Consider the following 12,014-nt stretch of genomic DNA (forward strand, 5'->3'; position numbering starts at 1 on the left):
TGCGGTTGACCCTAGGTGGCCGAGAAGCGACGCTGAAGTGTACGTTTCATCCACTCTCGAAGCGCCTTATGGATGGACTGTCCACCATGCCGGATCAGACCCCACCGACCCCACCGACGCCGCCCATCACCCTCGCGGCGCTGCTCGCCCGCGAGGAGCTGGGGCTGCGCCTGGTCGCGGGGCCGACGACCACGGCCACCGGAGCGGACGCGGTGACCCTTGCGGACACGACGATCCACTGGGTGCACACCTCCGAGATGGCCGATCCGTACCCCTACCTGCTCGGCGGCGAGCTGCTGCTGACGGCCGGCGTCCTGCTCGGCGACGCGGACCACTACGTGTCCCGCGTGGTGGCGGCGGGCGCGGCGGCGCTCGGCTTCGGCGTGGCGCCGGTGTACGACACGGTCCCCGACGCGCTGGCCGAGGCGTGTGAGCGGTACGGGCTGCCACTCGTCGAGGTCCCGCCGCAGACGCCGTTCACGGCGGTCGCCCGAGCGGTGTGGCGCCTGATGGCCCAGGCCCGCCACCACGAGCTGCGCCGGGTGTCGCAGGCCCAGCAGGGCCTGGCCACGGCGGCGGCCCGCCCCGACCCGGTGCCGGCGGTGCTGCGTCAGCTGGCGACCCGGCTCGGCGGCAGCAGCGGCTGGACGGTCCTGCTCGGCCCCGGCGGCACGGAGATCGCCTCGGGGGGCGGTGCCCCGGCCCCGGAGGCGCGGGCGGCGCTGACCCGGCTGGCGCATGTGGTCAACCCTTCGCTGCGGGACGCGGTGGGGGGCGGGGCCACGGGGGGCGGTCGCAGCTCGCGATCCGGGGGCGCGAGTGGCGCGGTGGGCGGGGGCGCGGGAGGCGCGCGATCCGGGGGCGCGGGAGGCGGCGAGAGCGCCCCGCCGCAGCGGCCCGCGCCCTCCTCTGCCACCGACGCCGTCGGGGACACCCACCTCGCCGCGTACGCCCTCGCCGGCGGTCAGGATCTCGTCCTCGGTGTGGCGGCCGACCGGCGCGAAGGCGGGGACCACACCATCGCCGGGGTCGCCGCCGTTCTGCTCTCGCTGCTGACCACGCCCCACCAGGGCGCCGCCGAGGCCGGCCGCACCACCGCGCTGGTGCGGCTGCTGCTCGGGGCGGACCCGGCCGACGTGGCCCCGCTGCTCGGCGCCGGTGACTGGACCGTGGTGCACGCCCGCCCCGACGCGGTGGGCGACCCCGATCCGCTCTCCGCCGCCGCGCTGGCCGCCGCCCTCGGCAGCGCGCTGCTGGCCCCGGACGCGAACGGCGCCGTACAGATCCTGCTGACCGGGGACCGCGACATCGCCCCGCAGCCCGGCTGGACCCTGGGCGTCAGCCCGCCCGTACCCCCGCACGACCTGCCGGCCGCCGCCACCCGTGCGGCCCAGGCCTCCCACCGGGCGGAGGCGACCCGCCGCGCGCTGGTGCGCGACCGGGGCGACGCGGGCACCGGGCTCACCGCACTGGTCGCGCCCGACGAGGCCCGCGCCCACGCGCGCGTGCGGCTCGCCCCGATCTCCGCCTCCCCCGCGCTGACCGGGACCCTGCGCACCTGGCTCTCGCTGCACGGCAGCTGGGACCGTACGGCCGTCGCACTGAACGTCCACCGCAATACGGTCCGCCAGCGCATCGCCCGCTGCGCGTCCCTCCTCGGCGCCGATCTGGACGACGCGGACGTACGCATGGACCTCTGGTTCGCGCTGCGCTGGCTGGAGGAGCCGGGCGTCACGCTCTAAACGATCTCGCCCATCCACATGCGCCGCCCCAGTTCGTCGAGCTCGGCCCGGCGTTCTTCGTACTCGGGCAGGGCGAGCCCCAGCACCCGCCAGAAATCCGGACGGTGCCCAGGCACCAGAACGTGCGCCAGCTCATGGGCGACGACGTAGTCCACCAGATGCATCGGCAACTGGAAGAGCGGCCACCCCAGGCTCATCCGGCCAGGCCCCCGCTCGCCCTCCCCCGGGCGGTACAGCCCCCAGCGCTGCCCGAGGTCACGCACCTCCAGTTCAGGCTCGGCCACCCCCATCCGAGCGGCCCAGGGCTGGAGCCGTCCCGCTGTCCAGGCGCGCCCGGCACGGCAGTACCAGTCGACCAGCGCGGGCCGCCCCCGGCCCGGGTCCCCGGCCTGCTCCTCGCTCACCACCAGACGTCCGGCAACCAGCCGGACCCTTCCGTCGGCAGGTGCGTCCGCCGAGACAGCCAGCCGGTACGTACGCCCCAGGTAACGGAAGATCTCGCCTTCGATCAGCCGCTTCGGCGGGTTCAGCGGGCGGGTCCGCTCGCGCACACCGACCTTGGTCACCAGCCAGGACCGGTGCGCGCGCACGAACTCCTCCGCGTCGGCCGCCGGGCGTCCCTCGGGCATGTGCAAGGTGAGACCGGCATCCGATTCCACGGTCAGCGCGAACCGCTTGCGACGGCCGCTGACCCGCACCCGCAGTTCCAGGCCGTCGACGGTGAGCCGGTCCCCCTCTGCCAGGGAATTCCGGGGCTCGGAAACAAGGTCGTCGGCGAGTGCGGTCACCCGGCCTATTCTCCCCTGGCCCTGCTCCGAAACTGCCGCCGGTTGTCCGCGGCATGGGCCGCGAGCCGCTGCGCGATGCCTTGGAGCAACGGCCAGTCCGTGCTGGTCGAGGGCTGTACACCGCCCTTGAGCAGCTGGTTCTGAATGCTGTTCGCCAGTGCGCTGACGTCTTGGTGCTGTCCCTGATACGCGGCCTTGGCCATGGTCTCCGAGGCCGTGTCGCACACCGCGACGACCAGCGGACGAGCGTCCTGCTGCTTGCGTACGACCCCCGGGTTCTCCTGCAGGAGCTGGTCGAGCAGCCGGTACACTCTCTGCTCCAGCGGGCTGAGCCCCGCGAGCGCCGGGTCCTCCTCGTCCTCCATCCTGGCCTTCTCGATCAGCGTGCCGAACTCCGTGATCTGTTCGTCGAAGCGCCCGGGCAGCTCCCGCAGGATCTCCTCAAGCCGCTCCGAGATCCGCGCGTACTTCTCCGGGTCCTCTCGCTTGACCCGCTCCTCCAAGTGGAAGCGCAGCGCATGCCCCATCTCGGCGGCGGCCTCGCGCGGCGGCAGGGCGCGCACCTTCTCGTCGAAGGCGGGGGAGGCGAGCGAGACGGGCGGGATGACCTGCTCGATCTCTGGCCCCTCCAGGTGCTCGGCGATCATCGCCCGGACCTTGCGCCCGTACTGGCGCAGGGTGAACGTCCCGCCGGGTGCGTCCCGGTAGAGCCGCCGTACGCGCTTCTGGAGCATCCCCCATCGCCGGGCGTCGGCCACATGGTCCAGGCCGTCCTCGTGCGGCAGTACGCGTTCCAGCACGGCGAGGAACTGGTGCAGCACGTCGTCGTACCCGAAGCGCGCCGTCTCGTCCTCGAAGGCCTGCGCGGCGGAACCCAGCTTGGCGGGGTCGGCGAGATCCGCTTCCGTGACGCCGTGCCGACGCAGGTAATCGCGGACCGCCTCGGCGGCCGGCTTCAGCCCGCCGATCTCCTCGGAGAGGCTGCGCATGGTGTCGTCGACATCGGCGTCCCGGTACTCGGCCAGGGCTCCGGCCAGGTGTTCGAAGACGCCGTAGTAGTCGACGACATACCCGACGTCCTTGCCCTCCATCGGCCGGTTGACCCGAGCGACGGCCTGGAGCAATTCGGCATCGCGGATCGGCCGGTCCAGGTAGAGCACCTGCTCGCGCGGGGCGTCGAAGCCCGTCAGCAGCATGGACTTCACGATGAGGAAGGCGACCGGGCTTTCGGGGTGTACGGGATCGGGCCCGGCCGCCGTCGCGGTTTCTGGCTGCCCGGCCGGCTTCTGGGACCAGGGGTGATGGGCCGCACCATCTTCCGGGGTGTCCTGCGGCAGGGTGTTGAAGGGCGTGGTGGTGACCCAGTCGGGCTCGGGCGGCAGCAGCGGGAACGCCTGGTGGAAGCGCTTGATGTACGCCTTCTGCCGCTCCGCGTCGGTCCAGTGCAGCCACTCCCGGCGCTTGCGCTCCGCGCCCGGGGAAATGACCGGAACGAAGTCGATACGACGCAGCAGGGCGCGGTACTGGTACGCCTGGTACAGGTAGCGCGACCGCCGGGGCAGCTTCTCCAGCGGTGTCCCCACCACCGACTCCGGCTGGAATCCAGCGAGTTCGATCATGAGGGCATCGCGAGCCTGCCGCAGCGCAAGGTGATATTCCACGGCCGCCTTCCGGCTGACCGCCGCCACCTGGGCCTTGAAGCCGCCCCCCGGCAGCACCCAGGTCACCCAGTGCTCCAGCATGTCCTCGGCCTTGGCCCGGATCATCGGCTGCGATTCGGCGACATCGCGCGCGGTGGGAGACTTCCGCAGCAGCTTCTGCTTCTCGTCGTCCGTGAGACCGTGGATCAGGTCCGCGAAGTTCCGGTCGAGACCGTCCTTATCGAAGACCTTGCCCTCGCCGGTACGGCCTTCGTAGCGGATACGCACGACGACACCGTCGCGCTCCGCCTCCGCCATCCGGTACTCGTCGAGGAACGTCCGGTTCGGCCCGGCGCCGAAGATCCGGCGGGTGTCGTCCAGTTGACCGGTCATGATCGGCGTGCCGGTGAAGCCGATCTTCGCCGCGTTGGGGATGGCTTTGCGCAGGGCCGCGTGCAGCGTGTTGGTGTGCGAGCGGTGGGCCTCGTCGACTAGGACAAGAATGTCCGAGTCTGTGTTGCACTCCGGGAAGTTCGGTACGGGCGGGAGGACTTCGGTCTCCCCCTCCTTCCTGGCCCGCTCGGCCTCCTCGTACTCCCCCGGAAGGTCCCGGTCGTCGCCGTCGCCACCGGCCTCGGCTGCGAAGGTGAAGCCGCCGCCGTACTTCTGGATCATCGCGAAGACGACCCGCCGCCCGCCGTCCCGCAGCAGCCCCTCCATCTGAGTGCGGGTCTCGGCCGTCTCGACGTCGGACTCGCTCAGCTTCAGGGTCGCGGACAGCTGGTCCTGCAACTGTGTCCGGTCGGTGACCACGACGACCATGAACTCGCTGAGCCGGGGGTGCAGATGGATCCGGCGCACCAGGAACGTCATGGTCAGACTCTTGCCGGAGCCCTGGGTGTGCCAGATGAGCCCGCCACGCTCGTCGTCGGGCACGAGCGCCCCGCGCGTCCGGCCGTTGAGCAGCCTGTGGACGGCCTTTTCCGCCGCCCGGAACTGCTGGTGGCGGGCCATGGCCTTGACGGTCCGCGTCCCGCCGGACTCGTTCTCGACGGGGAGCGGGATGATGTAGTGGCGTACGACGTTGAGCAGCGCGGCGGGCCGCAGGACGACGCCGACGAGCTTGTGCCGCTCATTTACCTTCTCGACACTGACCGGCAGTTCTGCCGCAATCGTGTCCTTGCTCTCCGGCTCGATGCTCCGCCAGGGGTGGAAGTGTTCGGGCGCGGAGGTGACGGTCCCGAGGTACGCGGTCTCAGCGGTCGCGGCGACCAGCAGCTGTACGGTCCGGAACAGCTCCGGGACGCCGGCGGGCACGGGCAGGTCGCTGCCGCCGCGCTCGTCCTCCACGATGGGATCGCCCGCGTAGTGCCGCAGGTCGAGTACGGCGCTGCGGATGGGGTCGGCGAGGTCGGGGCTCTTGCACTCGACGGCGACGAGCGGAATGCCGTTCACGAACAGGACCAGGTCGAGTATCGACACCTCGCCGGACCGGTTCTTGACGCGGAGCTGGTCGACGACGGTGAACTCATTGAGCGCGAGCCGGTCCGCTTCCGGGCGCCATTCGACGTACTGCACCGTTGCGGAGGCGCCGCCGTGCTCGGCGGACGGGCCGGTGAGAATGTGGCCGTTGAGCAGCAGGTCCGTGGCGTCGAAGTTGGCCTGCGCGACGCCCCGCCCGAGGGGGACGGAGGTGAGCTCTGCGATGGACCGGGCCGCGTCGGTGTCGTCCATCCACGGTCTGTGGTCAGCGGCGCGGACGTTGATACGACGCAGGGCGGCGTCCAGCTTCTCGGCCAGCAGCGGCTTCGCGGCGTCGAGTGTGCCGATCTCCTTGCCGGGGAGGTGCGTCCACCCCATCGCCTTGAGCTGCGCGACGATGGGCCGCTCCACCTCGTCCCGCTCCACCTGCACCACCACGTCCCGCGCCCCCGCCTGCCGCTCGCCGATCAGGTGAACCATTCTGCGCCTTGGGTGGAGCAAGGGCGAGGGATCCCTGAAGCCGGGCATGGCTGACCGGTGAACGTGAGGGGTTTACCCCAGTACGTCCACCGGCCGGACGGCCCGGATCAGCTCATTGTCGGCAAGGTGTCGCCCTCATCCGGACCGCCGTCGGCATCGGCGGCGTCGTCATCTGCATCACCGTCATCTGCATCGTCGTCGACCGAACCGGCGAGGCGGGCGCCCCGACTCTCCGCAACGCGGCTGACGTCGTGAAGTGCCTCGGCCATGCGGGACGCCAGGAAGCGGAGCTGCGGAGCTGTCACACGTTGGTCGACCAGTATGTCGGCGGCGTGGTCGAGCAATTCGGCGGCCATGCCGAGCTGCACGCTTTCGACGCTGTCGGCGACGCGGGAGACGTATCCGGTCCCGTCACCAATGAGGTAACAGGGCTTGCCCTCCGGGCCGACCCACGGGAGCAGCCGTCCAGTGTCCGGCTGGCTGATCACGCGCTCACCTCGACACCGTGGATCAGGCGTGGCCCGATGTCGATGCCGTGCACGGCAAGCCACAGCGCACGACGCCGACCCCGCTGACGCAGAGCCTCCTCGCGCCGCTCGTGGGCGATCAGGTAGGGGCGGACGAGCGGGCTGTCCTCGCCTCGGAGCAACGACTCGGGAGGCCGGGAGGGAGCGAGCGGTGCGGCGGCGCGTGCCTCCATTGGCCGGTGACGGCCTTGAGCGGGCCACAGGAACCGCAGCAGCGGCTCGAAGAGACGGGAGATACAGTGCGGCACGTCGTCAACTCCGTTGGGTTTGGCGGCCATGCCCCCGGACTGTGTACAGCAGTCGCGGGGGTGCTTTGCGCGCGGCCGGCGCTTGACATCGCTGTGTAGCGATCCACTTACAGAGTGAGATCGTGCGGGCTAGGCTCGCCAGGGGGGAGCAGGTGACACGGCATCTGTCGCACAGGAGTTGACGATGAGTAACACCTATGGGAACTGGCTGAAGGCGCAGCGCGAAGCGGCTGGGCTGACGCAACAGGAGCTGGCCATCGCGTCGATCATGACGCGGTCGCATATCTCGCACATCGAGGCGGGTCGCCGCATTCCCTCCACGGAGGACGCGAGACGGCTGGACAGGGCGCTGGGCACGGGGAATGTGCTGAGTAGCTTCCTGCCGAATGACGACCGTACGGTGGCCGAGCACTTTGAACCGGCCCGTCAACTCGAACAGCAAGCCACGATGATCCGGGAGTACGCCCAGACATTCGTACCGGGCATCCTCCAGACAGAGCGATACGCGCGTGCGGTTCTAGGGGCGGCGTTCCCTCCCCCGCCACCCTCAGAACGTGACAAGAACGTCGTCACACGGCTGGAGCGCGGCAAGATCCTCAACGGCTCACAGAACCCCGTAGTGTGGGCGCTGCTTGACGAAGCGGTGCTCCGTCGCCCTGTAGGCGGGCCGGAAGTCATGGCCGAGCAAATCGCCTATCTCATCAGCTTGGTGGAAGACGGGCGCATTCGTGTACATGTGCTCCCGTACGCACTAGGTGTGCACAACCTGATGGGGGCCATGCTCACGCTGATGTGGTTCGAGGATCAGCCGCCTGCGGCATACAGCGAGGGAACCGCTACAGGGAGACTCTTCGACTCCCCTCCCCTGGTGGAGGTATTGCAGAGTCGCTACGATCTTGCGCTGAGTGACGCTTTGCCGCTGAAAGAGTCGCTGACTTTCTTGAGAGCAACAGTTAGGGAGTACCAACACCATGGCTGAGCGCACCATCCCCGATGCGTCCGTCTTGAATGGGTGGCGCAAGTCGTCCCATAGCAACAACGACAGCGCCAGCTGCGTAGAAGTCCTGGACGGCCACCTGTCAGGCGTCCCCGTCCGCGATTCCAAGGCCCTGCACGGTCCCGCCGTGATCTTCCCGAGGGCTGGCTGGTCATCGTTCGTCGCAGCAATCAAGGGGGGAGAGCTCCACGCCTGACCGTCCGGCGATAACCCACACGCCGAGCGGCCCTCGCGCGTGACCAGGGCCGCCTCCGTTGCTTGGCCTACTCAGACCCTCTCTGCCAGGAGGTCATCTACAACCCCCTGCTTGAGCTTGCGCAGCTTGGACAACTCGGCTCGCTCCTGCCCGATTTGCGTATCGCAGGATTGAAGTGCCTCGATGATCCAACGCTGCTCCGTGAGGAGCGGGCAGGGCACTGGCATCGACTTGACTTGGGATGAGCTAATCGATGCGAGATTCGTTGTCTGTTTCGCAACCCGCATGAAGTATCCACGCCCCTCCAAAGAAGTCAGATACAGGGCCAGGAAATCTGGCTCGATCTTTCCTGTCTCACATCGCACGCGGAAGACATGATTCTGGTGAAGACAGGGGTCAATGCGCCCGTCCCAAACACCCCCTCGCCCGAGCTTGTCGAGGTCACCCCCTTCCGTAAGCAAGACATCCCCTCGCTTGAGGAGGAATCTCTCGGATTCTGCAAGCGTGACCCATACTGTTTTCATGTCGCGCGTGGAGATATGTCCATCCTGCACGTTAGCCACTCTCAGGTAGGGGACTTCCAAAGCACCCATACCTGCGGTCGTGCCACCTAGAGCAAGACCTCCACCCACATGAGCAACGGATTCAAGAGGGACTCTGGGCCACACTCCTCCAGAGAAGGACACCTCCAACATCCCCTGCCGCACGCTCTGGAGCTTCGCAATAGATGACTCGATCGCGCGCTCTTGCGCGGACACAGCGTCGATCACCTCGACGATCCGCTGCTGCTCGGCGAGCGCGAGAAGAGGGAACTCAACTGCGGCGAACCGCTCACCTCCGAGGTGAGCAATGCTCGTCGTCTGCTTGGCAATGGCCGCGAACACACCCGTCGCGAGCCAACGCGCGAAGATCACTTGCGCATAAGCCGACAGCACCTGCTCACTCGGGCGAAAGCGAACCAGCGTGTTCTGGAAGCAATACTCTCCATCAGCGCCCTCGTAAATAGCGCTACGGCCGACGAGTTCCAGGCTCTGCCCCTCGTTCAGCAGGATGTCGCCAGGCTTGAGTCCATACGCCTCCCGCTCCCGGCTGCTGAAGCCCATCATGTTCACATCGGCGTAGTCGATGCGCCCCAAATGCACATTCGCGACCCGTAGATACGGAAACTGCCCCGCCGCCTCCCGACTCGCGGGCGAGAGCTGCTTACCCATACGAACGTCACCGGCCTCATGCACCGGGATCCAGCGAATCGCAGCGTCAGCGCACATAACCAAGCTCCTTCAAGAACCCGTCCAACGTCGCCGCCGCCTTCTCCCGCCCCGACCGGATCTCCCGCAACGACACCGCGTACTTGCCCGCCCAAACCCCGTACGCGTCCGCCAACTCCCGCCGCCGCCGGACCACATGGCCATCCAGCTTGCTCACGAGATCCGCCCGCAGCAGATCCAGCACCACCCGCCGCTCGTCCTCCCCCGTAAGCGCCTCCCGCGCCCGGAACAGCCGGGGCTTCTCCTCGCCCAGTGCCAGCTGCTTCCCCGGCTTCCACTCGAACCAGAAGTCCGCCTCAAGCCGCTTGATCTCCGCGCCCACCTTCGCGCGGTCCTTCCTCACCTGTGCCAGCTCCGCCAACTGCTCGACGCTCAACGACACGGCCTCCCGTGTGACAGCGTCCTCGTCACCTTCGCCGTCATCGCCCTCCGAAGAGTCCGGCTCCGGCTCCGCGTTCAGTTCCTTCCACCGCGCGTCCAGCTCCACCTTCCGCGCGTCCGCGTCCGCCAGCTCCCCCAGGAAGTCCGGCACGATCGCCGCAACCACCTTGTGGTCGTACGCCTGCCGACGCTCCGCAGCCGTCCGCTTCCGCAACTTCCTTGTCCTCGGGTCCTGTTCGGGCGCCAGCAGCGTGTCGACGTTCTCGACCCAGCCATCCAGCACCCCCGCGAACCCGTTCTCCGACAGCGCGAGCAAGTCGTACTTGGCCTCGTACCACCACCCCGCCACCGCCCCCGCCAGCGCGTACCGGTCCAGCAGGCCCACCCTGCTCAGCCGCTCCACGAACGACTCCATCAGCGAGCCCCGCACCGCCATCAGCGCCTTCTTGCGCTCTGAGGCCGTCAGCTCGGCCAGCCGCTCCGGAGTCGCCGCCACGGCCTCCACGTGCCGGGCCTCCGCCTCCCACCACTCCCCGAACGCCGCCCGCAGCGCGTCCTCGCGCGGGCGGGCCAGTTCGCCGAGCCGGGCCGCGTCCGGCCGCTGTCCCTCGGGCAGGAAGTCCACGTACTCGGCGTCCCCCGGCTCCCGCTCGGCGAAGAGGTCGGGCAGCCCCACCCCGTACGCGTCGAGCAGTTCCTTCTTCGCCTCGATCTCCGCGCGCGGCACCCCGCCCACCAGGTGCGCCCGCACGTCCTGCGGCTCCGGCGGCGGTGTGTTGTCCACGTAACGGCGGATGTTGAGATTGTCGTTGTTGTCGGCGAGCTCCTCGCGGCTCACCGCCCGCGAGAATCCAGGTACCTCCACGTACCCGTGGAAGGTGGTCGTGATCTTCTCGGCGTGCTCGGGCAGCAGAACGTTCTGCGCCTGCTCCTTGCGGTAGGCGCGGTCCGCGTTGATGAACAGCACCTTGCCCGCGCGCGCCGGGTCCTTCTTGCCCGGCGGGCGCAGCAGCAGGATGCAGGCGGGAATCCCGGTGCCGTAGAAGAGGTTGGGGGCGAGGCCGATGACCGCTTCGATCGCGTCGTCGTCCAGGAGCTTCGTACGGATCTCCTGCTCGCCGCCGCCACGGAAGAGGACGCCGTGCGGCATGACCGTGATGACCATGCCGCCGCGCCCTTCCCGTTTGGTCTCCCAGAGCATGTGCTGGAGGAACATCAGGTCGGCCTTGCCGCGCTCGCTCGTCGCACCGTAGGTCGTGCGCTGAGCGCTGTGCATGAGGTCGCTGAACACGTAGTCCATGGAGAACGGCGGGTTGCTGAGCACCCCGTCGAAGCGGTCCGCGTCGGACCTCGGTACGTGCGCCGGCTCGGCAAGCGTGTCGCCGGTGCTCAGGTCGAAGCGGCGCACCCCGTGAAGCACCATGTTCATCGTCGACATGATCCAGGAACCACTGTTGGCGTCCTGGCCCGCGAAGAACATGTCCGAGGTGTCCCCGCCGTGCTCCTCCACGTACTCCTTGGCGTGAATGAGCATGCCGCCCGAGCCGACACACGGGTCGTAGATGCGCATGCCCTGCCGGGGCCCGAGGAGTTCGACCATCATGCGGACCACGGCGCGCGGGGTGTAGAACTCGCCGCCCTTGCGGCCCGCAGAGTCCGCGAACTCCTTGATGAGGTACTCGTACGCGGCACCGATCAGGTCGGGGAACTCGAAGTCGTCCGTACGCAGCCGGATCCGCCCGAAATGCGCGATGAGCAGCTTCAGCCGCTGGTCTGCGAGCTTCGCCGCACCGGATGCCGCGCCGGAGCCACCGATCCGGTTGAAGTCCAGGTGATCGAAGAGGCCCTTGAGCTTGCTGTTCTGGCCTTCCAGCTTCTGGAGGGCGGGACGAAGCCGGTCCTCGGTGATGTTGTGGGTCGCGGAAGCGACATGTTCCCACCGGGCGTCCCTGGGGACGAACAGCACGTCGCGGTCGCTGTACGCGGACTCCTGCTCCAGGTAGCCCTCCAGCATCTCCCCGGAGAGGCCCAACTCCTCGGCAGCGTGCGCCTTGATGTGATCGCGGGCGGCCTCGAACTCATCATTGGCCCGCTTCAGGAAGAGCAGCCCGAAGATGTAGTCCTTGTACTCGGAGGCGTCCATCGTGCCCCGGAGGATGTCCGCGGCGGCGAACAGGTGCCGCTCCAACTGCGCGAGCGTGAGCTTGGCCACGTACCGACTCCCTACGACTGTGATGACGTAGGAACCCTATGGCCGACCAGGGC

General features: G+C 68.7%; 9 protein-coding genes. 3 read left to right on the plus strand and 6 right to left on the minus strand.

The features are described 5' to 3' along the window. Window positions 1-86: 86 nt before the first annotated feature. A complete protein-coding gene (locus tag ACLLJJ_RS11805) occupies window positions 87-1,742 on the plus strand; it encodes a PucR family transcriptional regulator ligand-binding domain-containing protein (protein ID WP_434589742.1) in 1,656 nt (551 codons plus the stop codon). Here the strand turns inward: ACLLJJ_RS11805 and ACLLJJ_RS11810 are convergent. The 4 genes from ACLLJJ_RS11810 to ACLLJJ_RS11825 all read right to left on the minus strand — a co-directional run bounded on the left by ACLLJJ_RS11810 (window position 1,739) and on the right by ACLLJJ_RS11825 (window position 6,937). After that, window positions 1,739-2,530 (minus strand): M48 family metallopeptidase, encoded by a 792-nt coding sequence (locus ACLLJJ_RS11810; protein WP_434589745.1) that lies wholly within the window; start codon window positions 2,528-2,530, stop codon window positions 1,739-1,741. The genes ACLLJJ_RS11805 and ACLLJJ_RS11810 overlap by 4 nt on opposite strands. 5 nt (window positions 2,531-2,535) lie before the next feature. Next, window positions 2,536-6,132: a type I restriction endonuclease subunit R gene (locus ACLLJJ_RS11815; protein WP_434589747.1), complete on the minus strand. Its 3,597-nt coding sequence runs from the start codon at window positions 6,130-6,132 to the stop codon at window positions 2,536-2,538. 107 nt (window positions 6,133-6,239) lie between these two features. Further along, the gene (locus ACLLJJ_RS11820) at window positions 6,240-6,617 is read right to left on the minus strand and encodes a hypothetical protein (RefSeq protein ID WP_434600382.1); all 378 of its coding nucleotides are present in this window, start codon (window positions 6,615-6,617) and stop codon (window positions 6,240-6,242) included. Then, a complete protein-coding gene (locus tag ACLLJJ_RS11825; RefSeq protein ID WP_434589750.1) occupies window positions 6,617-6,937 on the minus strand; it encodes a hypothetical protein in 321 nt (106 codons plus the stop codon). Before ACLLJJ_RS11825 ends, ACLLJJ_RS11820 begins: the two co-directional genes overlap by 1 nt. Window positions 6,938-7,091: 154 nt before the next feature. On the opposite strand from ACLLJJ_RS11825, the gene ACLLJJ_RS11830 reads away from it, so the two are divergent. Together ACLLJJ_RS11830 and ACLLJJ_RS11835 are read left to right on the plus strand one after the other, a co-directional pair. Continuing rightward, the gene (locus ACLLJJ_RS11830; RefSeq protein WP_434589752.1) at window positions 7,092-7,886 is read left to right on the plus strand and encodes a helix-turn-helix domain-containing protein; all 795 of its coding nucleotides are present in this window, start codon (window positions 7,092-7,094) and stop codon (window positions 7,884-7,886) included. Beyond that, window positions 7,879-8,100: a DUF397 domain-containing protein gene (locus ACLLJJ_RS11835; protein ID WP_434589755.1), complete on the plus strand. Its 222-nt coding sequence runs from the start codon at window positions 7,879-7,881 to the stop codon at window positions 8,098-8,100. The genes ACLLJJ_RS11830 and ACLLJJ_RS11835 overlap by 8 nt, the downstream gene beginning before the upstream one ends. 71 nt (window positions 8,101-8,171) lie before the next feature. On the opposite strand, the gene ACLLJJ_RS11840 is transcribed toward ACLLJJ_RS11835, so the two are convergent. Beyond that, window positions 8,172-9,368 carry a restriction endonuclease subunit S gene (locus ACLLJJ_RS11840; protein WP_434589758.1) on the minus strand — a complete coding sequence of 399 codons (1,197 nt, stop codon included), beginning with the start codon at window positions 9,366-9,368 and terminating at the stop codon, window positions 8,172-8,174. Next, window positions 9,358-11,961, minus strand: a complete 2,604-nt coding sequence (locus ACLLJJ_RS11845; RefSeq protein WP_434589760.1) for an N-6 DNA methylase — start codon at window positions 11,959-11,961, stop codon at window positions 9,358-9,360. The genes ACLLJJ_RS11840 and ACLLJJ_RS11845 overlap by 11 nt, the downstream gene beginning before the upstream one ends. Window positions 11,962-12,014: the final 53 nt, after the last annotated feature.

Source organism: Streptomyces sp. A5-4, assembly GCF_051131715.1.
In the GTDB taxonomy this organism is placed as follows: Bacteria; Actinomycetota; Actinomycetes; order Streptomycetales; family Streptomycetaceae; genus Streptomyces.

What these genes read in the sequence shown, in the direction of transcription:
- ACLLJJ_RS11805 (WP_434589742.1), top strand. Translation starts at nt 87, where the DNA reads ATGCCGGATCAGACCCCACCGACCCCACCGACGCCGCCCATCACCCTC.
- ACLLJJ_RS11815 (WP_434589747.1), bottom strand. Translation starts at nt 6,132, where the DNA reads ATGGTTCACCTGATCGGCGAGCGGCAGGCGGGGGCGCGGGACGTGGTG.
- ACLLJJ_RS11825 (WP_434589750.1), bottom strand. Translation starts at nt 6,937, where the DNA reads ATGGCCGCCAAACCCAACGGAGTTGACGACGTGCCGCACTGTATCTCC.
- ACLLJJ_RS11830 (WP_434589752.1), top strand. Translation starts at nt 7,092, where the DNA reads ATGAGTAACACCTATGGGAACTGGCTGAAGGCGCAGCGCGAAGCGGCT.
- ACLLJJ_RS11835 (WP_434589755.1), top strand. Translation starts at nt 7,879, where the DNA reads ATGGCTGAGCGCACCATCCCCGATGCGTCCGTCTTGAATGGGTGGCGC.
- ACLLJJ_RS11840 (WP_434589758.1), bottom strand. Translation starts at nt 9,368, where the DNA reads ATGTGCGCTGACGCTGCGATTCGCTGGATCCCGGTGCATGAGGCCGGT.